The organism is Stenotrophomonas sp. Steno-C17 (genome assembly GCF_056393165.1).
In genome coordinates this window covers 1-24,013 of sequence record NZ_JBWJPD010000024.1, presented here as the reverse complement: position 1 = coordinate 24,013, position 24,013 = coordinate 1, and the positions used below count along the sequence as shown (strand labels likewise).

The window sequence follows — 24,013 nt, the reverse complement described above, 5'->3', positions numbered from 1 at the left end:
CCATTTTCTATTGGCGTTCGGAGCGGCGGCGTAAGCACCATGACGCGCCACCGACAACGGGTGGCAGCGGGCGTCCAAACCCGAGACAGATAGTTGCTGACGCTTGCCTGTCGGCACCGCCCTTAACCGGTGCCGACAGGCAATCCGTCGGCCTTTGTGGCAGGCGGTGCGTGGGGGTCTTCGGACCCGCCGGTTATTCACAACTGTCTGTCGCGGTTTGGAACCCGCACCGTCCGCCACCTCTTCACGGTGGCGCTGTTAAGCACAGCCACGGAAGCCGACGCCATGAACGAATCCGACACCTTCTCCTCGTACACGGTTGTTGAGCCCATCAACGACGACACTCCCCTGCCAGATCTGAACTCCCTCCTCGGCATCCTCAAGCGCATGCGCGGCTGCGAAGGGGCTGATGGGCATCCTTGGCCAGAAACCGACGTATCGCCCGGCCGCTGCGTGAGCCTGGCCAGGAGCGAGCGTGCGATGGTGGGGGGCTGACGATGCTGGAGCTGCTGCACGCGGCGGATCGTTGCCCGGCTGCAGCGGAGCCAGAGCATCTGGATGAGGGGGTGGTTGATGGGTTGCTTCTGGCTTGCCGGGGATTGGTTGAGTGCGCTTGCCGGGAGATTGGGCCGGAGTGATTCCGCCTTCAGCCGTTTCTAGAGTCTCCGCGCATGAGACAGCTAGCTACTAGATTGTTGGGAAGCCATAAGAGCCCATCCCTGTGCGGCCGCCCCCCCCCCCTTCTCGTTAGCTATAAAGATCTTTTAAAAGATCTAATTCAGTGTAGAATGCATCAATGTCTAGTTCTCCTCTCCGCCCTGAAGAAGCACCTGCCCCCCTGCCGAAGGTAGTTGGTGGATTTGCCACTGTCCTTGCTGACCCACCGTGGCGGTTCGCCAACCGCACAGGCAAAGTTGCCCCCGAACATCGGCGACTTGATCGCTATTCGACCATGTCACTTGATGCGATCAAGGAGCTGCCGGTCAAAGAAGTTGCTGCTCGCGACGCCCATCTCTACCTGTGGGTTCCGAATGCACTTCTAATCGATGGGCTTGCGGTAATGGAAGCGTGGGGCTTCCGCTACGTTAGCAATATTGTCTGGGCAAAGCGCCGCATGGACGGAGGGCCCGACGGTCGAGGCGTTGGCTTCTATTTCCGCAACGTGACCGAACTTCTATTGTTTGGAGTTCGTGGCTCTATGCGAACGCTTCAACCTGGCCGCTCTCAAGTAAATATGATTGAGACACGGAAACGAGAACACTCCCGAAAGCCCGACGAGCAGTACGATCTCATTGAATCGTGCTCGCCCGGCCCTCGTCTAGAAATGTTCGCACGTCACAGTCGTCCCGGATGGACGCTGTGGGGCAATGAGTCATCAGATGAAGTAGCCCCTCGCGGCGTTGTGCATAAGGGATATGCAGGAGGCCCCATACTTCCGCAACTCAAACCCAATGAGCATGTGGAACATGATCGAGCGGAAGCAATGGGTCGAAAGCTACGTGATCGCTATCTCAAAGGAGAGAGCGTTCGCGAACTAGCAGATGCCACTGGTTACTCCATTCAAAGAGTCCGGGCACTGCTCGCCTCCGCCGGCACCCCGATGCGACCCCGTGGCAGGCATATGTCACAAGGACAGCTCGATATGCCTATGCGTAAGGCTGGCCATTCCAAGTAGCTCGAGTTGCTGCGATAACAAGAAGTGGACAAGTCCCCATCACTCCTCGTCGAACTCGTAACGCAGCCTTCTCCAAATTGGTCGTCGTAGACGTCCCGAGGTCGATCGGCAACCTAGAGTTCCGATCGGCCTCAGGAAGCGTCCCCTGATACTGCCCCCAAATTTCATTCGCGAGCTCCTTCAGGGCCAACCGATCCTGGGTGATAAGTACCGCAGCGGAGATCACCCCAGCTTCGTGCCAAGCACGATAGGCCGAAAGATCGCGATCAAGATTGCCGTCCTTAGCGTTCCATTCAACGTCCAAGGCAACCCGTCCTTTGAAGTTATCGACCAAGTAGCCTTCCTGCTCAACCACAGGGAGCCGCCCAACCTCATCTCCGTTCTTCGCGTAGAGAACGCCCTGGGTCTGCAGATCAACCCTCGTTTCTCGCCAGCCCCTCGCAGCAAACATATCATCGATGATTTTCGCGATATCCCCCCTGTTTCCACCACGCTTAAGCCAGCGCGCTGGATCAAGCTGAAAATTCTCGAGAACATGCACAATGTCCGACCATTCACTCGGACAGACGGAGCGCAGCACGGCAGCAGCGGAGCTCGTTTCGAGAAATTCCCAGCGCTGACGAATTTTCGGCGCTAGAACAAGAGGATCGTCGTAGGTGTTTGTCTCGAACATCGACTGAGCCCTATGGTAGGACGGCCATCTTTACCCAGGCGAGGATTTTTTGCCAGTCTTGGCAAAAAACACCCCCTATCTCCCAGCACATTCATACCCGAGGGACGACCCCCACGATGAGGCCCTACCGTCGCCGGTTGAAATCGATATCGAATGCGCTATCACATCCATCCCGCCGTTCGAACCCAGAACAGATCTGACCGGCATCAGACTACTCGCCACGACGAAGTCACCAATGAAGTACCGCGTCAACTCGGGGCCAACCCGATGGCATCCGGAAAATTTTCGTGAAAGACCCGTTTCGCCGTACTGGGGAGTTTCAACTGAGCACAATGTGCAGTTAGAGCCCTAGAGCCCACTCTTATCTCGCTTGGAACGACTGGGCGCCACACCCAAGCCCTCATCAGCATTCTCGTGCGAATCCGATGACCGCATTGATGCACCCCTGCTACTAATTGCTTCAGAAATCGCGTCAAGCCGCGCCGGGCCTGAGTAGGCCGTTGATTCCGACAACCTCCTTAGCTCATCAGCTGAAATCTTCATGGCGACCCTCAAGATATGACGAAATGCGTCAATTCGAGACTTAGTAGCACCTGCGCGCTGTCCGTAATCCCCCATAAAACGCCGATAGTCAGACGACGAGAGAACGAACTCTTTTGAATCGAATCGCTTCGCGAGCCTCAACAGCAAAATCCGCTTCTCGTCATCAATGCCGTCAAGCGACTCAACAAGGTCAACGCCAGTTTTCTTTCGCTCAGCAACTCCTTTAGAGGGTCCAGCCTTGGGCGCATCTCGCTCCAACCCGCCATCAATGACGCTATCCAGCGTACGATAAACTCTATCCGCCCCGAACTCCTCAACCAGGGCCTCAATAATCTTCCGCAGCACTGTCGCACCCCGACTCATAAGCCAATCTTATCGAAAAATTCATCAGCAAACCTTGGAAATTCCCTAGCATTCCCGCTATAGGACTCATCACCACGCATTATCTTAGGGAATCCACGCGAGAAAGGAATCTGGTTAGCAAAAACGTGCCAACCATTCCTCAACGCCTCCGTGCGAATCTCATTCATCGCCCTAGCCTTTTCCGGTCCACCGCCATTACCACCATCGTAGAACCCATTATTCACTACAACTCCGGCCACCTCGATGACCTGGCCCCGATTTGCGCTCCGGAATGAAGTCAATGACTCCTGAAGAAGCGGAAACCCAATCGTGGCAAAATACTCAGGCTTTACAGGAACAAGAACATAGCCGCTAGCATGATATGCGGATTTTGTAAGAATGGATTCAGTCGGAGCACAATCAATAAGCACGAGATCCGCATCCGAGTGATTCAACGCCAAATAACGCGCAAGGACCAAAGGATCAGGACGAACCGCACTTACCAAATTGTCTGAAAAATCGAATCTGGACGGGATTATTTTTAGATACCCCCCGCCAAATTCGAAGATCACTTTTGAAAGATCGCCCCCCGTGGAAGTTGGACCAGAATGACCGCGCGAGGGAGGGATGAACTCCTTAAACAGCTCGACAATTGACGGCTCTCTATTCGTCAAAAAATTCGCATACCCTGCCCCCATCAACGCCTGACTTAGATTCGCCTGAGGATCCAAGTCAATAGCAACCACCTTTTTCCGCTTTGAGGAGGCGGCCCGACGCGCAAGCAAGGCGGAGATAGTAGATTTACCGACTCCACCCTTGAGGTTAATCACGCAGACGACGATCGGACCAGTCATAAGTTCTCTATCCTTGAATTAGTTAGCTATCCATCACTCTTGACACACTAGCACCCTTCTTCCCGTCCAGGGAGCCCCTACTCATTCCCACTCAATAGTAGCCGGCGGCTTCCCCGAGATGTCATAGACAACCCTTGAAACCCCCCGCAACTCATTGATGATCCGGTTGCTCACCGTCCCCAGGAACTCATACGGCAGATGCGCCCAATGCGCCGTCATGAAGTCAATCGTCTCCACCGCACGCAGCGCAATCACCCACTCATAAGCCCGCGCATCACCCACCACGCCCACCGACTTCACCGGCAGGAACACGGCAAACGCCTGGCTGGTCTTGTCGTACAGGTCGGCCTTGCGCAGCTCATCAATGAAGATGGCATCGGCCTTGGCCAGCAGTTCGGCGTATTCGCGCTTCACTTCGCCCAGAATGCGCACGCCCAGGCCCGGACCCGGGAACGGGTGGCGGTAGACCATGGTGCGCGGCAGGCCCAGCTCAACGCCCAGGCGGCGCACTTCGTCCTTGAACAGCTCGCGCAGCGGCTCCACCAGGCCCAGCTTCATGTGCTCCGGCAGGCCGCCCACGTTGTGGTGGCTCTTGATCACATGCGCCTTGCCGGTCTTGCTGCCGGCCGACTCGATCACGTCCGGGTAGATGGTGCCCTGCGCCAGCCACTTGGCATTCTTCAGCTTGTTCGACTCTTCATCGAAGATCTCAACGAACAGGTTGCCGATGATCTTGCGCTTGGCTTCCGGGTCGCTCACGCCTTCCAGCGCGGCGAAGTAACGGTCGGCGGCGTTCACGCGAACGACCTTTACGCCCATGTGCTCGGCGAACATCGCCATCACCTGGTCGCCTTCCTGCCAGCGCAGCAGGCCGGTATCCACGAACACGCAGGTCAGCTTCTCGCCGATGGCCTTGTGCAGCAGCGCAGCCACCACGGACGAATCGACGCCGCCGGACAGGCCCAGGATCACTTCGTCATCGCCCACCTGTTCGCGCACGCGGGCTATCTGGTCGTCGATGATGTTGGCGGCGGTCCACAGGGTCTGGCAGCCGCACACATCCACCACGAAGCGGCGCAGCAGCGCCTGGCCCTGCAGGGTGTGGGTCACTTCCGGGTGGAACTGCACGCCGTACCAGCGCTTTTCTTCGTTGGCCATGGCAGCCACCGGAATGCGGTCGGTGGTGGCGGTGATGGTGAAGCCCGGCGGCGCAACGGAGACGTGGTCGCCGTGGCTCATCCAGACATTCAGCTTCGGCTCGCCGCCGTGGTCGCTCAGGCCCTTGAACAGCGCATCCGGGTTGATCACGTTCACTTCGGCATGGCCGAACTCGCGCTGGTCAGCGGCTTCGGTGGCACCGCCCAGCTGCGCGGCCAGGGTCTGCATGCCGTAGCAGATGCCGAAGATCGGCAGGCCGCTGTCGAACACTTCCTGCGGCGCGGCCGGGGCGCCCGGCAGCGTGGTCGATTCCGGGCCACCGGACAGGATGATGCCCTTGGCGCCAAACGCCGCGATCTCGGCCGGGTTGTGGTCCCAGGCCCAGATTTCGCAGAAGACGCCCAGCTCGCGGATGCGGCGGGCGATCAGCTGCGTGTACTGCGCGCCGAAATCGAGGATCAGGATCTTGTCGTTATGGATGTTGGTCATGGCGCCCTGGCAATGCAGTAGGGAAAACGAAATCAGATTTGTGGCGGCAGATGGAAAAAGAGGAACGGGAATCAGCTTCCTCGTTCCTCTTTGCCCGGCCCGCGTCAGGCGCGGTAGTTCGGCGGTTCCTTGGTGATCGTCACGTCGTGGACGTGGCTCTCACGCTGGCCGGCGCCGCTGATCTTCACGAACTTGGGCTTGCTGCGCATGTCGTCGATGGTGGCGCAACCCACGTAGCCCATGGTGGCACGCAGGCCGCCCATCAGCTGGTGGATGATGCCGCCCACCGGGCCGCGATACGGCACGCGGCCTTCAATGCCTTCCGGCACCAGCTTGTCGGCGGTGGCGGCGTCCTGGAAGTAGCGGTCCTTCGACCCCTTCTCCATGGCAGCCAGCGAACCCATGCCGCGGTAGCTCTTGTACGAACGGCCCTGGTACAGCTCGGTCTCGCCCGGCGATTCCTCGGTACCGGCCAGCAGGCCGCCGACCATGATGGTCGAGGCACCGGCGGCCAACGCCTTGCCGATGTCGCCCGAGTAGCGAATGCCACCGTCGGCGATCAGCGGGATGCGGTCCTGCAGCGCTTCGGCCACCAGATCGATGGCGGTCACCTGCGGCACGCCCACGCCGGCAACCACGCGCGTGGTGCAGATCGAGCCCGGGCCGATGCCCACCTTCACTGCGTCCGCGCCGCTGTCCAGCAGCGCCAGTGCGGCTTCGCCGGTGCAGATGTTGCCACCGATGACCTGCACGTGCGGGAAGTTCTTCTTCACCCAGGCCACGCGGTCCAGCACGCCCTGCGAGTGGCCGTGCGCGGTATCGACCACGATCACGTCCACGCCGGCGGCAACCAGCGCTTCCACGCGGCGATCGGTATCGCCACCCACGCCAACGGCAGCGCCGACCAGCAGACGGGTCGACAGATCCTTGGCAGCGTTGGGGAAGTCGGTGTTCTTCTGGATGTCCTTGACGGTGATCAGGCCACGCAGGGCGAAATCATCGTTGACCACCAGCACCTTTTCGATGCGGTTGCGGTGCAGCAGCTGCAGCACTTCATCGCTGGCGGCGCCTTCCTTCACCGTGACCAGGCGATCCTTCTTGGTCATGATGTGGCGGACCGGATCGTCCAGCTCGGTTTCAAAGCGCATATCGCGGTGGGTCACGATACCGGCCAGCAGGCCGTCGCTGCCCACCACCGGCACGCCGGAGATGTTGTGCGCCTGGGTCAGGGCCAGCACGTCGCGGATGGTGGTTTCCGGGCCGACGGTGATCGGGTCGCGGATGACACCGGCCTCGAACTTCTTGACCTTGGCCACTTCCGCGGCCTGCTGTTCCAGGCTGAGATTCTTGTGGATGATGCCCATGCCGCCGAGCTGGGCCATGGCGATGGCCAGGCGGGCTTCGGTGACGGTATCCATGGCTGCAGACAGGATCGGAAGCTTCAGCTTCAGGTCGCGAGTCAACCGCGTTTCGAGGTTGACGTCCTTGGGCAGGATGGTCGAATGAGCGGGGACGAGCGAGACGTCGTCGTAAGTGAGTGCTTCAGCCTGGATGCGCAGCATCGGCATACCCGAGATGTGGGGAAGCGCGACATTTTACCCCTTTTTCACGCCCGATGGGAGGGGGTGGATGCGACGCAGTGTCGCGCGGGCAACGATCGGTTCAGGGGCCATCCGGGCCGGCGGCATCCCGCATTTGGTAGGTGCCAACCTTGGTTGGCACGATCCGTCCGGCACCGGTACCCCAGATGGGCCGATGGACCTGATGGATGTGTGCCAACCAAGGTTGGCACCTACCAGGAGCGGGACATGCGCCGGCCGCACCGTCCAGGAACCGCCTTTGGTAGGTGCCAACCTTGGTTGGCACAAACCGACAAACGCCCGCACCCCATCTGGGCCCAGACGCCGGGCAGATCGTGCCAACCAAGGTTGGCACCTACCAAGCGCGGGTCAGCTCAGGGCTTCCGCCGCTTCCAACGTGTTCTGCATCAACGTCGCCACGGTCATCGGGCCCACGCCACCCGGCACCGGGGTGATCCAGCTCGCCCGCTCGGCAGCAGCCTCAAACCCGACGTCGCCCACCAAGCGGCCGTCATCCAGCCGGTTGATACCCACGTCGATCACCACGGCACCCGGCTTCACCCATTCACCCGGCACGATGCCCGGGCGGCCCACGGCCACCACCAGGATGTCGGCGTTGCGCACGGCCTGTTCCAGCACGTCCTTGGGGGTGAACTTGTGGCAGCTGGTCACGGTGCAGCCGGCAATCAGCAGTTCCAGGCCCATCGGCCGGCCCACGTGGTTGCTCACGCCCACGATGGTGGCGTTGCGGCCGCGCACCGGCTGGTCGGTGTGGCCCAGCAGCGTGGTGATGCCGCGCGGGGTGCACGGGCGCAGGCCGAACTCGCGCAGGGCCAGGTGGCCGACGTTTTCCGGGTGGAAGCCGTCCACGTCCTTGCGCGGGTCGATGCGCTGGATCAGCCGGCGCGCGTCCGGGATGCCCGGCAGCGGCAACTGGATCAGGATGCCGTTGATCTTCGGGTCGGCATTCAGCTGGTCAATCAGGTCCAGCAGCTCGGCCTCGGTGGTGCCGGCCGGCAGATCGTAGTCGTAGGCTTCAATGCCGACCTTTTCCGCCGCACGGCGCTTGTTGCGCACGTACACGGTCGAGGCGGGGTCGCCACCCACCAGCACCACGGCCAGGCCCGGGCGGCTGCCGCCGGCGGCGACGCGGGCGTCAACGCGCACCTTCAGGCTGTCGAGCAGATCCTCGGCAATACGGCGGCCATCAAGGATGCGGGCAGGAGGCGTTGCGACGGAATCGTTCATCGAATGCGGGGGCAGGCGGCGGCGGGGACGCTATTGTCCCTGATTCAGGCCCCCTCGCCCACCGCTTCGCTCGCCGGGCACGGCCCGGCGCTACCCATGAACTGCGCACCGCCCCGGTAGCGCCGGACCATGCCCGGCGAGCGCGCGGCGCGGCGCGGGCCCCTCATTCCTCTTCCTCTTCCGGCACCTGGTCGGCGTTCAAGGTGCGCGCCTTGCGCTTGGGTGCGGTGAATGGCGTGGGCGTCGGTACGCCCGGCAGTGCGCTGCCGAACACCATGTGCGCACCGGCGCGCAGGCTGCCGCCGGCCATTTCCAGTTCGAAACGCTCGGCATCGCGCTCGCGGATCTGCTCGGCAATCTCCTGGGCGTCCTCTTCGTCGGCACCCAGCTCCATCAGCGCGGCCTGGCCGAACAGCAAGGCCGATTCGAAGGTCTCGCGGATCTGGAAATCGACACCGGCATGGATCAACCGCAGCGAGTGCTCGCGGTCGAACGAGCGCACCAGCAGCTTGGCCTGCGGGAATTCGTGCGCCACCAGTTCCACGATGCGGTCGGCGTCTTCGGCGTTGTTCACGCACACCGCAATCGCACGCGCGGTGGCCGCGCCGGAGGCATGCAGCACATCAAGACGCGTGCCGTCGCCGTAATAGATCTTGAAGCCGAAGCGCTCGGCGTTGTGGATCATGTCCACGTCGTTGTCGATGATGGTCACGTCCACGTCGCGGGCCAGCAGCGACTGGCTGGCCACCTGGCCGAAGCGGCCGAAGCCGATCAGCAGCACGCTGCCGGACAGGCCGTCGGCGGTGTCCACGCCTTCCAGGCTGACTTCCGGCTTGGGCGCCACGCGCTTGTAGACCAGCACCACCAACGGGGTCAGCGCCATCGACAGCACCACCACGGCGGTGAAGTTGGCATTGATGTCCATGTTGATGACGCCGGCGCTGGCGGCGGCACTGAACAGCACGAAGGCAAACTCGCCACCCTGCGCCATCAACACGCCACGGTCCAGCGCCTGCGCGTGGTCGCTGCCCATCAGGCGCGCCACCACGTAGATGCACAGGGCCTTGGCCGCCATCAGCGCCAGCACCAGGCCGACGATCAGCGGCCAGTTGCCGGCCACCACGCCCAGGTCCAGCGCCATGCCCACGCTGAGGAAGAACAGGCCCAGCAGGATGCCGCGGAACGGTTCGATGTCCGCTTCAATCTGGTGGCGGAAGGTCGATTCGCTCAGCAGTACGCCGGCCAGGAACGCGCCCATCGCCATCGACAGGCCCGACAGCTGCATCAGCAGCGCCGCGCCCAGCACCACCAGCAGCGCGGCGGCGGTCATCACTTCGCGCGCCTTGGCTTCGGCCAGCAGGCGGAACAGCGGATTCAGCAGGAAGCGGCCGACCAGCACCAAGCCGATGATGGCGCCGGCGCCGATGGCCACCGACAACCAGCGCGAGCCCTCACCGTCGGCACTGCCGGCGCTGGGCGCCATCCACGCCACCAGGGCCAGCAGCGGCACGATCAGCAGGTCTTCGAACAGCAGGATGGAGACGATCTTCTGCCCCGACGGCAGCGCAATGTCGCCGCGCTCGGCCAGCAGCTGCATCACCACCGCAGTGGAGGTCAGCACGAAGCCGGTGGCGCCGATGAAAGCGACCTGCCAGGGCAGCCCGAACAACTTGGCGATGCTGGTCAGCACCAGCGCGCAGGTGACGATCTGCAGCGTGCCCAGCCCGAAGATTTCCTTGCGCAGGCTCCACAGGTGCGAGGGCCGCATTTCCAGGCCGATGACAAACAGGAACATCACCACGCCCAACTCGGCGGTGTGCAGGATCGCCTGCGGGTCAGAGAACCAGCCCAGGCCGAACGGGCCGATCGCCAGACCGGCGGTGAAATAGCCCAGTACCGAGCCCAGGCCCAGCCTGCGGAACAGCGGCACCATCACCACCGCTGCGCCCAACAGGGCGACGACCTTGACCAGTTCGCTGGTCGCTGCTTCTACCGCCATGCGGTGTGTTCCCCAGATGCGTTGATGGGGTCAACGATAGGGGAAGTTGGTGGACGGCAATAGCATGTGCGTTGCGTTTGATTGTGCCGAAAACGGAACGATAGGGGAAACAACACCCATCATCGTTCCATTGTAGAGTCGAGCCATGCTCGACTGCTCTGCGCGGTGAGGCCAAAGGCAGTCGAGCATGGCTCGACTCTACAGTCACCCGCCCCGGCAGAACGCGGCGTAATCGATATACCCGGGGAACACCCTACCCGGCGCACACACCGGGCACGTCGGGTCCGGCGCAATGCGGCTTTCGCGGAACCGCAGCCCCAACGCATCGAACCGCAGCAACCGCCCGACCAGCGGTTCGCCAATGCCCAGCAGCAGCTTCAGCACCTCGGTGGCCTGCAGCACCCCGGCCAGGCCGGGCAGCACGCCCAGCACCCCGGCCTCGGCGCAGTTCGGTGCGAATTCCCGCGGCGGCGGTTCCGGGAACAGGCAGCGATAACACGGCGCGATGCCGCGCTGGCGGCCGGCGTCAAACACGCTTACCTGGCCGTCGAAGCGCTCGATGGCCGCATACACCAGCGGCACCGCGTGCTTGATGCAGGCATCGTTGAGCAGGTAACGCAGCGGGAAGTTGTCCGATCCATCCAGCACCACGTCCACGCCCTGCAGCAGGCGGTCGATGTTCCCGGAAGTGACACGCTCGCGCACGGCCTGGACCTCGATGGACGGATTCAGCGCCAGCAGCCGCTCGCGCGCCGAGTCCACCTTGGCCTGGCCCACACTGGCTTCGGTATGCACGATCTGCCGCTGCAGGTTGCTGCGCTCTACATGGTCATGGTCGACCACACGCAGATGCCCTACCCCGGCGGCCGCCAGGTAGAAGCTGGCCGGTGCGCCCAGCCCGCCTGCCCCCAGCACCAGCACGCGCGACTGCTGCAGGCGACGCTGGCCGGCCTCGCCCACCTGCGGCAGCAGCAGGTGGCGCGAATAGCGGTCGTAGAAATCCTGATCAGCAGCCGATAGCAACGGCTGCACCAGTGGCAGCGCCTGTTCGCGCCACGCCACGGTGCCACCCGTCACGGAAGCCACGTTCGAATAGCCCGCCGCGACCAGCGCCTGCGCGGCATCGGCCGAGCGCTTACCGGTCTGGCAGATCAGCAGGATCTCCTGATCGGGTGCGGGCAGGTGCGCGGTGGGATCGGCCAGCAGATCGTCCTTGGCCACGCCGCGCGCGCCCTCGGCCATGCCACCGGCACGTTCATGCGCAGCGCGCACATCGATCAGCACCGCGCCATGGGCCAGGCGCGCGTGCGCCTGCTGCGGGGAACGCTCGGGAATGCTCATTGCCCCATTATCGCGCAGACCCCAGCGCGGTAGAGTCGACCGTTGGTCGACTGCTCTTCGCCGAATGCCAGAACCCCGCGCTGCGCGCGGTAGAGTCGACCGTTGGTCGACTGCTTTCCGCCGAATGCCGAAACCCCGCGCTGCGCGCGGCAGAGTCGACCGTTGGTCGACTGCTTTCCGCCGAATGCCAGAACCCCGCGCTGCGCGCGGCAGTCGACTGACAGTCGACTCTACCCCCCGTTTTCCCCCGTCCGGTTTTCCCCCGTCCGGTTTTCCCCCGTCCGGTTTTTCCCGGTCGGTTTTCCCGGTCGGTTTTCCCGGTCGGTTTCCCCGTTCGGTTTCCCACAAAAAAAGGCGGCCCTGCGGCCGCCTTTTCATGGATCACTTGCCCTTGACGTGCTTCATCAAGCGCCGCTTGGCCTTGACCTGCCGCTCGGTGAGGACGTTCTTCTTGCCCTCGTAGGGGTTGGTACCCTCGCGGAAGATGAAGCTCACCGGGGTGCCGATCAGCTTGAAGCGCTTGCGGAAGAAATTTTCCAGGTAGCGCTTGTACGATTCCTGCAGCTCCTTCAGGCGCGTGCCGTGCACGATGAAGGTGGGCGGGTTGGAACCGGCCGGGTGCACGTAGCGCAGCTTCGAGACATGGCCGCGGATGGTCGGCGGCGGGTTGGTCTCGTACGCCACTTCCAGCGCCTTGTTCACTTCGCTGGTGGTGAAGGTCTTGTTCGCCGATTCGTGCGCGCGGTGCACGGCACGGAACAGTTCGCGCAGACCCGAGCCATGCTTGGCCGAAATGCGCACCGACTCGGCCCACGGCACGAAGCCCAGCTTCAGCGACAGCAGGGTTTCGGCCTGCTCACGCTGGTACTCGGTCAGGCCATCCCACTTGTTGATGGCGATCACCAGCGCACGGCCGGCATCGAGCACGGCGCCCAGCACGGTGGCGTCCTGGTCGGTCACGCCTTCGGTGGCGTCCAGCATCAGCACGGCCACCTGGCACTGCTCGATGGACTGCATGGTCTTGACCACCGAGAACTTCTCGACCACTTCGTCCACGCGCGAACGGCGGCGCAGGCCGGCGGTGTCGATCAGGCGGTAATCGCGACCGTCACGCTCCAGGTCCACCGCGATCGAGTCGCGGGTGGTGCCCGGCACGTCCGAGGCGATCATGCGCTCTTCGCCAAGGATGCGGTTAACCAGCGTCGACTTGCCCACGTTGGGGCGGCCGACGAAGGCGATGCGGATGCGGTTCGGGTCGTTGTCCAGCTCTTCGCCGCTGCCTTCTTCGGGCAGGCGCTGGATCACTTCGTCCAGCAGGTCGTCCAGACCCTGGCGATGGGCGGCCGATACGGTCAGCATTTCGCCGAAGCCATAGCGGGCGAATTCCGAACGCACGTTGTCCTCGTCGGTGCCGTCGATCTTGTTGATCAGCAGCAGCGTGGGGCGCGAGAGCTTGCGCAGCCAGGCCAGGATCTCATCGTCCATGGCCGAGGTGCCCTCACGGGCATCGACCACGAACAGGATCAGGTCGGCTTCGGCCGCGGCGGCACGGGCCTGGCGCGTGGTTGCGCCAGCCAGGCCTTCCTCTTCCTCGGCAATACCGCCGGTGTCGACCACCAGGAAATGGTTGTCTTCATCCAGACGGCACACGCCGTAGTTGCGATCGCGGGTGACGCCGGGCTGGTCATGGACCAGGGCGTCACGGGTGCGGGTCAACGCATTGAAAATGGTTGACTTGCCGACATTCGGCCGTCCAACCAGGGCGACCAAAGGCAGCATCGCGATTACTCCGTATTAATTTGCCAACCGGAAGGCGGTCAGCTTGCCATCAACGTTCTGCACCAGCAGCAACCCGTCAGCGACGATGGGCTGGGCCAGCAGGGCGTCACCGCCGCTCTTGGCCCGCGCCGCCAGTGCGCCATCGGACGTCTGCAGCCAATGCAGGTATCCCTTGTAGTCACCCACCACCACATAATCGCCCTGCAGGGCCGGGCCGGTGAGTGAACGACGGGCCAGCGCGGTCTGCGACCACATGGCAGCGCCACTGGTCTTGTCCAGGCCGAACACCCCGCCCTTGTTGTCCGTTACGAACACATTGCCCGAAGACACCGCCACGCCACCGGCACCGCCGTGGTCACGCGCCCACAGCGGGCGACCGGTCGGGCCTTCGATGGCCATGGTCTGGTTCTTGAAGCTGCTGACATACAGCGTGTTGCCTTCCAGCACCGGGGCGCCGTCGACGTCGGCCATGCGCTCCAGCTCGGTACGGCCTTCGCCGGTGGCCAGGCTCTGGTCCCACAGGGTGCGGCCATCCTGCATGGCCAGCGCGGACACCGCGCCGTCATCCTTGCCGATGAACAGCACGCCCGGGCCGGTAACCACCGGCGCGTTGCCGCGCACGGTCAGGGCCGGCAGTTCGCTGGGGTTGAACCACTTCTGGGTGCCGTTGCCGGCGTCGAAGGCAGTCACCCGGCCATCGTTGCTGCGCACGAACACCAGGCCATTGGCCACGGCCGGTGCGGCAATGACTTCGTTGGGCACGCGGGCGCGCCACTTTTCGCTGCCGTCGTTGATGTCCAGGGCAATGACCTGGCCGTCAAGCGTACCGATCACCACCAGGTTTTCACCCACGCCAGGGCCGCCGGACAGGCGCAGCTTGGCCTTCTTCTTTTCCTTGGTCGGTTCCCAGGTCCAGACCTTCTTGCCGGTCTGCAGGTCGATGGCATGCACGCCACCGGTAATGGCCGCGGCGAACACGTGGCCATTGGCCACCACCGGGCCCTGGCGCACGCCGATGCGGCGCTCGCCCTTGCCCAGGTTCACCGACCAGGCCTTGTTGACCTTCACGGTCGGCTCGAACTTCACCAGTTCGGCCGGCTCCTGCGCCTTCTTGGCAGCGGCATCCTTACCGGCGAACCAGCCCTTCATGGTGCTGCAGCCGGACAACGCCATACCGAGCAGCAGCACGGAAGCGACGCGCGTGATCATGACCTTCTGACTCATCAAACCGACTCCGCAGGGGCGGCGACGGTGCCGCCAGCGTCCATAACCTTGGTTTCCAGCAGGCGCCGCTGCGGCGCTGCCACGTCCAGCGTTTTCAGCGCCTTCTCATACTGTTCGCGCGCGGCATCGCGCTTGCCCTGGGCCAGCAGCGCATCGCCGTGGATTTCCAGGCTGCTGCTGTCGGTGGCACTGCCCAGCAGCTTGATGGCTTCATCACTCTTGCCGGTGGCGACCAGCAGGCGCGCCACACGCTGGTCGACCACGCGCTGCAGGTCACCTTCAACCTTGACCGCGCGCAGGGTGGCCAGCGCTTCTTCGTTCTTGCCGGCGTCGACCTGGGCCTTGGCCAGCTGCAGGGCAGCCAGATCGCCGTAGATGCTGGACGGGCCAGCCTCCAGCGCCTTCACTGCCTTGGCGGCGTCGTCCAGCTTGTTCTGTTCCAGGCCCACCAGGGCTTTCTGGTACTCGACATTGGCCGAGGCCAGCTTGCCGCCCTGTTGCTGCTGCCACCACTGCCAGCCGGCAATGGCACCGATGGCGATGACTACGCCACCGATGATGCTGGCGCCATTGCTCCGCAGCCAGCTGCGGACGCGTTCACTTTGTTCGTGCTCGTCGAGCAGATCGTCGATCGCCATGCGTACTCTCGCCCCGCCCATCGGGAGGGACCATTGGGATTATCGAAGGTGGTGAAACCGCGTCTCAGTGTGAAACCGGGACAACGGAGCCTTCAGAGGATACCTGAAAGCGGGCCACGTTGGCTCGCTGGTAGGGGCTCAGATCGACGATAGCGCCGTTCTGCTGAACCTGCACCGCCGAGGCATTGCCCAGGGTGACGCGGGTGACCTGGCCGGGGGTGAAGCTGCGGCGCTCGCCGGCCTTGATGAGTGCCTTTTCGACGGTACCGCCGTCGGGGCCGGCAATATCCACCCAGCTGTCGCCACTGAACTGCAGGTCCAGGTTGGCGGCGGCGGCCGGAGCGGCCGGGACCGGGCGCGGCACCGGGGTCAGCGAGGCCACGTAGGGCGCTGCCGCCGGCTTGGCGGCCGGGGCGGCCACCGGCGCACTGGCCACGGCAGCATCACTGCCCGCCACCGGCGGGGTGACCGGCACCGCAGCCGGAATAGCGTCGAGCGAGGCCGTATTCGGCGCCGGCGCGCTGCCATCGAAGTGGCCGCGGGTGGCGAACCACACCGGCACCGCCAGCACGGCGGTAATGCCCACGTACAGCACGCGACGGCCGAGGTTTTCGGCAATGCGGCGCGCACGCGGGGTATGGGTATGGCTGACCAGCGTGGGCGGCACCACCGGCCCGACCTGGGCCTGCTCCAGCAACTGGCTGATATCGACATTCAGCAGACGCGCATAGCTGCGCAGCTGGCCGCGCACGAAGACCGGCGCACCCAGCTTCTGCCATTGTTCCTCTTCCAGCGACTTCACCACCTGGACGGGCATGCGCAGGCGCGTACCAACGTCCTCAAGGGTCAGTCCGGCCGCCTCGCGGGCCTGGCGCAGGCGGGTGCCGCAGCCGGCCGCAGTATCGAGAGCGCTCACAGTCTGGTCATCAATCACAATGCATCAACCCTGGAGTTTAGGAGCCCGCATCCTGCGGAAATTCCTGTCGAATCCGCTGCAGATAGCGATCAGATGCCGCCTGATCGCCCAGTCGCGCTTCGATGTCAGACGCAAGTTGTAACACGGAACGCGTGGCCGGTGCAGCCGCAATCCTACGTTCGGCGAAGGCCCGCGCGGCCATGTACTGGCCCTGGCGGAAGCTCAGCTGGGCCATCGCTTCCAGTGCCACCGGGTTCTGCGGGGCATGCTGCAGCGAGGTCCGCAGGTCGCGTTCGGCACGCTCGACCTGGCCGGCATCGAGTGCACAGCCACCGGCATTGGCCAGCGCCGCGGCGGGGGTGGCATAGCCCGGCGCCTGCAGGGCGCGGTCGAACCAGACCAGCGATTCGGCAGCCTGGCCGTGCTGGCACAGCCAGGCGGCGTAGTTGTTCAGCACATCACCGCGCTGCGGGGCCAGTTCGGCGGCGCGACGGAAGCCGTCGCCGGCCTGCTGCTGGCGGCCCCGGCGGTCGTCCACCCCGGCCTGCAGCATCAGCGCGTCCACGCCATTGGGCTGGATCTTCAGCGCCTGCCGGGTCTTGCGCTCGGCCTCGTCCAGATTGCCCACCTGCAGATCGCGGGCAGCCAGCGCCAGCATGTCGTCGTACTTGAACTGCTGGCGCACGTTCGGGTCGTCGCGCACGGTGTGCACCGGGGCCACGCCACCGGGACCGATGGGAATTTCAGAAGTGGTGGTACAGCCGCTGGCAGCCACTGCCAGCACGCCTGCGAACAGGGCCGGCAACCGGCGGTCAGGCCGCTGCATCACTCCCCTTCCCTGCCTGCAGCGTCTTGTTGAATTCCGCCTGGCGGCGCGTGCGGTCCATCACCTGGCCCTTCAACTGGCCACAGGCCGCGTCGATGTCGTCGCCACGGGTGCGGCGGACCATGGTCAGCACGTTGCTGTCGAGCAGGATCTTCTGGAAGGCGCGGATATGCGCTTCTTCGGAACGCTCGTAGCGGGTGCCCGGGAACGGGTTGAACGGAATCAGGTTGACCTTGCCCGAATCCCTGGCCTGCACCGCGTTGTCGAACTGGTGCATCAGGCGGGCCAGCTCGCGGGCATGCTCGGGCTTGTCGTTGATGCCCTTCATCAGGGTGTACTCGAAGGTGACCGACTCGCGGCGCTTGTTGGCGCGCAGGTAACGGGCACACGAGGCCATCAGATCGGCGATCGGGTACTTCTTGTTCAACGGCACCAGCGTTTCGCGCAGCGCGTCATTCGGCGCATGCAGGGAAACGGCCAGCGACACGTCGCTTTCGGCGGACAGGCGATCGATCTGCGGGACCAGCCCGGAGGTCGAAAGCGTCACGCGCTTGTTGGCCAGGCCGTAGCCCAGGTCGTCGCGCATCACGCTCATGGCGCGCACGACGTTGTCGAAATTCATCAACGGCTCGCCCATGCCCATCATCACCACGTTGGTGAGGCGGCGCATCTGGTGCGGCACGTTGCCCAGGTGGCGCGCCGCGACCCACACCTGGCCGATGATCTCGGCGGTGGTCAGGTTGCGGTTGAAGCCCTGGGTGGCGGTGGAGCAGAACGTGCAGTTCAGGCCGCAACCGACCTGCGAGGACACGCACAGCGTGCCGCGGGTCTTGTCGGGGATGTACACGGTCTCGATGGCGTTCTTGCCATCCACGCCCATTGCCAGCAGCCACTTGTGGGTGCCGTCGGCGGAGGGCTTGTCGAACACGATGTTGGGGACAACGACCTCGGCATGGGCCTGCAGCTTGGCGCGCAGGACCTTGCCGAGATCGGTCATTTCATCGAAATCGGTGACGTAGCGATGGTGGATCCACTTCATCACCTGATGGGCACGGAATTTCTTTTCGCCGAGTTTTTCGACGAAAAACTGTTCCAGGCCCGCGCGATCGAGGTCGAGCAGGTTCTGCTTGCCAGCCGTGGGTGCCGACTTCGGCAGCGGCTGGATGGCGGGGGACTGTACGACCTCGTTCACGGCATCACTCTCAGCGCGAAACGACTTCGGTCGCGGCGAAGAAATAGGCCACTTCAATGGCGGCATTCTCGACCGAGTCCGAGCCGTGGGCGGCGTTGGCATCGATGGAATCGGCGAAGTCGGCGCGGATGGTGCCCGGCGCAGCGTCCTTCGGGTTGGTGGCGCCCAGCAGGTCGCGGTGGGCCAGGACGGCGTTCTCGCCTTCCAGGGCCTGGATCATCACCGGGCCGGAGATCATGAACTCGACCAGCGCGTTGAAGAACGGACGCTCGCGGTGCACGGCGTAGAAGCCTTCGGCTTCACGGCGCGACAGCTGCTTGTACTTGGCGGCCACGACCTTCAGGCCGGCCTTCTCGAAGCGGGCGTAGATTTCGCCGATGACGTTCTTGGCAACGGCGTCCGGCTTGATGATCGAAAGGGTGCGCTCCAGCGCCATGGGATGTCTCCAATGGAATCGGGCCGCTGATGGCCCGAAGGGTAACATGAAAAAAACCCGCGTCGGGACGCGGGCTTAGCCTGATAAACGTGCGCGGATTGTAAAAGATCCCGCGTAGTAGTGCCAGCCCATGGCTGGCAGCCCGGGGTCAGACCCCCGCAGGGGTTCTGACCCCACCACGACCCGCCCGGCCAAGGGGCACACCTAAGGGGTCAGATCCCCGCAGGGGCTCTGACCCCACCACGACCAGCCCGCCAAGGGTCGGAGCCCCTGCGGGGATCCGACCCCGCTCCCGGGGTGAACGTCCTCTAACTCGCCCTGCAGTTTTGCTGCACTGCAAAATGCCATACGCCCCCGTCTGGTCCTAGTATCAAACAATCGTTTGATTAAGGTCCGCCGCCCCATGGCCAAACCCGCCCACTTCTCGACCAAGGACCGGATCCTCGGTGCCGCCGAGGAGCTGTTCGCCCAGCACGGGTTCGCCGGTACGTCTCTGCGCCAGGTCACCAGCCAGGCCGACGTGAACATTGCGGCAGTGAACTACCACTTCGGCTCCAAGGAAAACCTGGTCAACGAGGTGTTCCGCCGCCGCATGGACGAAATGACCGCCGCGCGCCTGGCCCAGCTCGAGCGCGCCCGCAGCGAGCACCCCGGGCAGCTGCGCCCGGTGCTGGCCGCCTTCGTGGAACCGGCACTGGCCATGGCCCAGGACCGCCAGAGCGGTGGCGCCTTCGTGCGCGTGATCGCCCGCGCCTACGCCGAGAAGAACGACAACCTGCGCAAGTTCCTGTCCGACCACTACGGCCACGTGCTGCGCGCGTTCGGCAAGGCCATCGCCGAGTGCGTGCCCGGCCTGAGCAAGGAGGAGCTGTACTGGCGGCTGGACTTCCTGGCCGGCTCGCTCACCTACGCCATGGCCGACTTCGGGCTGATCAAGCGACCCGCCGGTGTCACCGAAGCGGCGCATCGTGCCCATGCTGCCCACGAACTGATCCATTTCGCCGAAGCCGGGTTCCGCGCCGCCGCACGCGACAGCGCCCTGCCCGCTTCCATTGATTCCACCCAGTAACTGCTGACCAACAAAGGCCCTACACCATGTCCAATTCCCTGCTAGTCCGCCGTGCCGCCGTGCTGGGTGCCGGCGTCATGGGTGCCCAGATCGCCGCCCACCTGACCAACGCCGGCGTCGATACCGTGCTGTTCGACCTGCCCGCAAAGGAAGGTCCGGCTGATGGCATCGTGCTGAAGGCAATCGCCAACCTGGGCAAGCTGAGCCCGGCGCCGCTGGCCAGCAAGTCGCTGGCCGAAGCCATCACCCCGGGCAACTACGAAACCAGCCTGGAACAGCTGAAGGACTGCGACCTGATCATCGAGGCCATTGCCGAGCGCATGGACTGGAAGCAGGACCTGTACAAGAAGATCGCCCCGTTCGTGGCCGACCACGCGGTGCTGGCCTCCAATACCTCGGGCCTGGGCATCAACAAGCTGGCCGACGTGCTGCCCGAGCAGCTGCGCCACCGCTTCTGCGGCGTGCACTTCTTCAACCCGCCGCGCTACATGCACCTGGCCGAACTGATCCCGGCCACCACCACCGACAAGGCCGTGCTGGAAGGTCTGGAAGCGTTCCTGGTCACCACCCTGGGCAAGGGCGTGGTGTATGCCAAGGACACCCCGAACTTCATCGGCAACCGCATCGGCGTGTTCTCGATCCTGTCCACCATCCACCACACCCAGCAGTTCGGCCTGGGCTTTGATGAAGTGGACGGCCTGACCGGCCCGCTGGTGGGTCGCCCGAAGTCGGCCACCTACCGCACCTCCGACGTGGTCGGCCTGGACACCATGGCCCACGTCATCAAGACCATGGGCGACACCCTGCCCAACGATCCGTGGCATGAATTCTTCAAGTCGCCGAAGTGGCTGGACGCGCTGATTGCCAAGGGCGCGCTGGGCCAGAAGACCGGCGCCGGCATCTTCCGCAAGGTCGGCAAGGACATCGTGGTGCTGGACCTGGAGAAGCAGGACTATCGCGCCGCCGATCGCACGGCCGCCCCGGAAGTGGTCGAGATCCTGAAGATCAGGAACCCGGCCGAAAAGTTCGCCAAGCTGCGCGAAAGCCAGCACCCGCAGGCGCAGTTCCTGTGGGCGACCTTCCGCGACCTGTTCCACTACAGCGCCTACCACCTGGCCGATATCGCCGAAACCGCGCGCGACGTCGACCTGGCCATCCGCTGGGGCTACGGCTGGTCGCTGGGCCCGTTCGAAACCTGGCAGGCCGCGGGCTGGAAGCAGGTGGCGCAGTGGATTGCCGATGACATCGTGGCCGGCAAGAGCATGAGCAGCGCCCCGCTGCCGGACTGGGTGTTCGATGGCCGCGACGGCGTGCACGCCGCCGAAGGCAGCTACAGCCCCTCGCGCAACGCCAAGCTGCCGCGCTCGTCGCTGCCGGTGTACCAGCGCCAGCGCTTCCCCGATCCGCTGCTGGGCGAGCAGTTCGCCCCGGGCGAGACCGTGTTCGAGAACGATGGCCTGCGCATGTGGCACGACGGCGATGGCATTGCCGTGGTCAGCTTCAAGACCAAGATGAACACCGTGTCCGACCAGGTGCTCGATGGCCTGCAGGAATGCGTCAGCCGGGCCGAGAAGGACTTCCAGGGCCTGGTGATCTGGCAGCAGAAGGAACCCTTCTCCGCCGGTGCTGACCTGGCCGGTGCGCTGGGCCTGCTGCAGGCCGGCAAGGTCGACCAGTTCGAAGAAATGGTGGCCAACTTCCAGCGCACCAGCCAGCGCATCAAGTACTCGCTGGTGCCGGTGGTGGCTGCGGTGCGCGGCCTGGCCCTGGGTGGTGGCTGCGAGTTCCAGATGCACAGCGCCAAGACCGTGGCCTTCCTGGAAAGCTACATCGGCCTGGTCGAGGCCGGCGTCGGCCTGCTGCCGGCCGGCGGTGGCCTGAAGGAACTGGCCGTGCGTGCCTCGCAGGCGGCGGGTCCGGGCGGTGATGTGTTCGCCGAACTGAAGAAGACCTTCGAGACCGTGGCCATGGCCAAGGTGTCCAACTCGGCGGTCAACGCCAAGGAACTGGGCCTGCTGCGCAGCACCGACAAGGTGGTGTTCAACAGCTACGAGGCGCTGTACATCGCCAAGGCCGAAGCCCGTGCGCTGGCCGAAGCCGGTTACCGTCCGCCGCTGCCGGCACGCCGCATCCAGGTGGCCGGCGACGTGGGCATCGCCACCTTCAAGATGATGCTGGTCAACATGCTGGAAGGCCGCTTCATCAGCCCCTACGACTACGAGATTGCCGAGCGCATCGCCACCGTGCTGTGCGGCGGCAAGGTCGACCGCGGCACCCTGGTGGACGAAGAGTGGCTGCTGACCCTGGAGCGCAAGCATTTCGTTGAACTGGCCCAGCAGGAAAAGACCCAGGCCCGCATCGCGCACATGCTGAAGACCGGCAAGCCGCTGCGTAACTGATCGCCCTGCTTCTGGCAGGTGCCCACCCTGGTGGGCCCACCGCCGCTCTGGTAGGTGCCCACCTTGGTGGGCACACCGGCAAAACCCTATTCAAGAGATCACTGCAATGACCAAGCAAATCCAGGACGCCTACATCGTCGCCGCCACCCGTACCCCGGTAGGCAAGGCGCCCAAGGGCATGTTCCGCAACACCCGCCCCGACGACATGCTTGCGCACGTGCTGCGCAGCGTCGTGGCCCAGGCCCCGGGCGTGGACGTCAACCGCATCGATGACGCCATCATCGGCTGCGCCATGCCCGAAGCCGAGCAGGGCATGAACGTGGCACGCATCGGCGTGCTGCTGGCCGGCCTGCCCAACACCATCGCCGCGCAGACCGTGAACCGCTTCTGCTCGTCCGGCCTGCAGGCCGTGGCGCAGGCCGCCGACGCGATCCGCCTGGGCAACGCCGACCTGATGCTGGCCGGTGGTACCGAATCGATGTCGATGGTGCCGATGATGGGCAACAAGATTGCGATGGCACCGAGCGTGTTCGACAACGACCACGTGGCCATTGCCTACGGCATGGGCATCACCGCCGAGAAGGTGGCCGAAGAGTGGAAGGTCTCGCGCGAAGAGCAGGATGCGTTCGCCCTGGCCTCGCACCAGAAGGCCATGGCCGCCATCCAGAACGGCGAGTTCAAGGACGAGATCAGCCCGTACGAGATCGTCTCGCACCTGCCGGACCTGGCCGACGGCCAGCGCATCATCACCCGCAACAAGATTGCCGACACCGATGAAGGCCCGCGCCCGGATTCCTCGGCCGAAGGCCTGGCCAAGCTGCGCCCGGTGTTCCGCAACGGCCAGTTCGGCGGCACCGTCACTGCCGGTAACTCCTCGCAGATGAGCGATGGCGCCGGTGCCGTGCTGCTGGCCTCGGAACAGGCGATCAAGGACTACGGCCTGACCCCGCTGGCGCGTTTTGTCAGCTTCTCGGTGGCCGGCGTGCGCCCGGAAGTGATGGGCATCGGCCCGATCGCCGCGATTCCGAAGGCGCTGAAGCAGGCCGGCCTGACCCAGGACCAGCTGGACTGGATCGAACTGAACGAAGCCTTCGCCGCGCAGTCGCTGGCGGTGATCCGTGATTGCGGCCTGGACCCGAGCAAGGTGAACCCGCTGGGCGGCGCGATTGCCCTGGGCCACCCGCTGGGTGCGACCGGCGCGATCCGCACCGCCACCCTGCTGCACGGCCTGCGCCGTCGCCAGCAGAAGTACGGCATGGTGACCATGTGCATCGGCACCGGCATGGGCGCCGCGGGTATTTTCGAAGCGCTGTAAGGTTCAAAGCGTTGCCGGCTGATTGCTGGCGGCGGGGCCCGGGCGGGTGAGACTGCCCGGGACACGCCGTAAACCCGTCCATGGGGGCTTGGCAGCGGCATCCATGCCGCTGACAGTCCCGGTCAGCCTCACCCACCCGCGCCATCCATCATTCCGCGCGACGGAGGGTGAGCAAAGGCAGGGTCAAAGGCCGGGATCAGAGCCCTTTGCTGCGCAAAGGGATCTGACCCCGATCCACGAAAAAAGGCAGCCAATGGCTGCCTTTTTTGCTTTTGCCCTCGCCCTTGATTCCGCCCTTCCCGTCCGCGCCCCCCGCC

Annotated in this window: 19 protein-coding genes; 5 read left to right on the top strand and 14 right to left on the bottom strand. The window is 64.4% G+C overall.

Going from position 1 to position 24,013, the window contains the following annotated elements:
• The first annotated feature begins 285 nt into the window (after nucleotides 1–285).
• Together AC06FA_RS17825 and AC06FA_RS17820 are read left to right on the top strand one after the other, a co-directional pair.
• Nucleotides 286–495 carry a hypothetical protein gene (locus AC06FA_RS17825; protein WP_478069448.1) on the top strand — a complete coding sequence of 70 codons (210 nt, stop codon included), beginning with the start codon at nucleotides 286–288 and terminating at the stop codon, nucleotides 493–495.
• A gap of 301 nt (nucleotides 496–796) precedes the next feature.
• Entirely contained in the window at nucleotides 797–1,675 is an 879-nt protein-coding gene (locus AC06FA_RS17820) for an MT-A70 family methyltransferase (protein ID WP_478069447.1), read from the top strand.
• On the opposite strand, the gene AC06FA_RS17815 is transcribed toward AC06FA_RS17820, so the two are convergent.
• The 14 genes from AC06FA_RS17815 to ndk all read right to left on the bottom strand — a co-directional run bounded on the left by AC06FA_RS17815 (nucleotide 1,647) and on the right by ndk (nucleotide 18,913).
• Complete coding sequence (locus AC06FA_RS17815) at nucleotides 1,647–2,348, bottom strand: BglII/BstYI family type II restriction endonuclease (protein ID WP_478069446.1); 702 nt, start codon at nucleotides 2,346–2,348, stop codon at nucleotides 1,647–1,649. The genes AC06FA_RS17820 and AC06FA_RS17815 overlap by 29 nt on opposite strands.
• Before the next feature lie 902 nt (nucleotides 2,349–3,250).
• Nucleotides 3,251–4,087, bottom strand: a complete 837-nt coding sequence (locus AC06FA_RS17810) for a ParA family protein (RefSeq protein ID WP_478069445.1) — start codon at nucleotides 4,085–4,087, stop codon at nucleotides 3,251–3,253.
• 81 nt (nucleotides 4,088–4,168) lie between these two features.
• The gene (gene guaA, locus AC06FA_RS17805) at nucleotides 4,169–5,734 is read right to left on the bottom strand and encodes a glutamine-hydrolyzing GMP synthase (RefSeq protein ID WP_478069444.1); all 1,566 of its coding nucleotides are present in this window, start codon (nucleotides 5,732–5,734) and stop codon (nucleotides 4,169–4,171) included.
• Nucleotides 5,735–5,838: 104 nt separating this feature from the next.
• Nucleotides 5,839–7,296 carry an IMP dehydrogenase gene (gene guaB, locus AC06FA_RS17800; protein ID WP_108751537.1) on the bottom strand — a complete coding sequence of 486 codons (1,458 nt, stop codon included), beginning with the start codon at nucleotides 7,294–7,296 and terminating at the stop codon, nucleotides 5,839–5,841.
• Nucleotides 7,297–7,683: 387 nt separating this feature from the next.
• Complete coding sequence (folD, locus tag AC06FA_RS17795) at nucleotides 7,684–8,562, bottom strand: bifunctional methylenetetrahydrofolate dehydrogenase/methenyltetrahydrofolate cyclohydrolase FolD (RefSeq protein ID WP_108749405.1); 879 nt, start codon at nucleotides 8,560–8,562, stop codon at nucleotides 7,684–7,686.
• A 163-nt stretch (nucleotides 8,563–8,725) separates the two neighbouring features.
• Nucleotides 8,726–10,561: a monovalent cation:proton antiporter-2 (CPA2) family protein gene (locus AC06FA_RS17790; protein WP_108755992.1), complete on the bottom strand. Its 1,836-nt coding sequence runs from the start codon at nucleotides 10,559–10,561 to the stop codon at nucleotides 8,726–8,728.
• Nucleotides 10,562–10,765: 204 nt separating this feature from the next.
• On the bottom strand, nucleotides 10,766–11,902 hold the full coding sequence (gene moeB / locus AC06FA_RS17785) for a molybdopterin-synthase adenylyltransferase MoeB (protein ID WP_478069443.1): 1,137 nt from the start codon (nucleotides 11,900–11,902) through the stop codon (nucleotides 10,766–10,768).
• A gap of 381 nt (nucleotides 11,903–12,283) precedes the next feature.
• On the bottom strand, nucleotides 12,284–13,681 hold the full coding sequence (gene der, locus AC06FA_RS17780) for a ribosome biogenesis GTPase Der (RefSeq protein ID WP_108752881.1): 1,398 nt from the start codon (nucleotides 13,679–13,681) through the stop codon (nucleotides 12,284–12,286).
• A gap of 15 nt (nucleotides 13,682–13,696) precedes the next feature.
• Nucleotides 13,697–14,905: an outer membrane protein assembly factor BamB gene (gene bamB, locus AC06FA_RS17775; RefSeq protein WP_478069442.1), complete on the bottom strand. Its 1,209-nt coding sequence runs from the start codon at nucleotides 14,903–14,905 to the stop codon at nucleotides 13,697–13,699.
• Nucleotides 14,905–15,543 (bottom strand): YfgM family protein, encoded by a 639-nt coding sequence (locus AC06FA_RS17770; protein WP_108749399.1) that lies wholly within the window; start codon nucleotides 15,541–15,543, stop codon nucleotides 14,905–14,907. The genes bamB and AC06FA_RS17770 overlap by 1 nt, the downstream gene beginning before the upstream one ends.
• Nucleotides 15,544–15,607: 64 nt before the next feature.
• Nucleotides 15,608–16,477 (bottom strand): helix-turn-helix domain-containing protein, encoded by an 870-nt coding sequence (locus AC06FA_RS17765; RefSeq protein WP_478069441.1) that lies wholly within the window; start codon nucleotides 16,475–16,477, stop codon nucleotides 15,608–15,610.
• Nucleotides 16,478–16,496: 19 nt separating this feature from the next.
• Nucleotides 16,497–17,285 (bottom strand): type IV pilus biogenesis/stability protein PilW, encoded by a 789-nt coding sequence (pilW, locus tag AC06FA_RS17760; protein ID WP_478069440.1) that lies wholly within the window; start codon nucleotides 17,283–17,285, stop codon nucleotides 16,497–16,499.
• The gene (gene rlmN / locus AC06FA_RS17755; RefSeq protein WP_164271345.1) at nucleotides 17,272–18,477 is read right to left on the bottom strand and encodes a dual-specificity RNA methyltransferase RlmN; all 1,206 of its coding nucleotides are present in this window, start codon (nucleotides 18,475–18,477) and stop codon (nucleotides 17,272–17,274) included. Before rlmN ends, pilW begins: the two co-directional genes overlap by 14 nt.
• 10 nt (nucleotides 18,478–18,487) lie before the next feature.
• Nucleotides 18,488–18,913: a nucleoside-diphosphate kinase gene (gene ndk / locus AC06FA_RS17750; protein WP_108749396.1), complete on the bottom strand. Its 426-nt coding sequence runs from the start codon at nucleotides 18,911–18,913 to the stop codon at nucleotides 18,488–18,490.
• A 403-nt stretch (nucleotides 18,914–19,316) separates the two neighbouring features.
• Here ndk and AC06FA_RS17745 point away from each other — a divergent pair, with 403 nt between their 5' ends.
• From AC06FA_RS17745 to AC06FA_RS17735, 3 genes are all read left to right on the top strand, one after another.
• Nucleotides 19,317–19,982 carry a TetR/AcrR family transcriptional regulator gene (locus AC06FA_RS17745; RefSeq protein WP_108752876.1) on the top strand — a complete coding sequence of 222 codons (666 nt, stop codon included), beginning with the start codon at nucleotides 19,317–19,319 and terminating at the stop codon, nucleotides 19,980–19,982.
• 26 nt (nucleotides 19,983–20,008) lie between these two features.
• On the top strand, nucleotides 20,009–22,381 hold the full coding sequence (locus tag AC06FA_RS17740) for a 3-hydroxyacyl-CoA dehydrogenase/enoyl-CoA hydratase family protein (protein WP_312709362.1): 2,373 nt from the start codon (nucleotides 20,009–20,011) through the stop codon (nucleotides 22,379–22,381).
• Between the two features lie 106 nt (nucleotides 22,382–22,487).
• Nucleotides 22,488–23,696, top strand: coding sequence for an acetyl-CoA C-acyltransferase (locus AC06FA_RS17735; RefSeq protein WP_108752874.1), 1,209 nt, complete (start codon nucleotides 22,488–22,490; stop codon nucleotides 23,694–23,696).
• Nucleotides 23,697–24,013 lie beyond the last annotated feature (317 nt).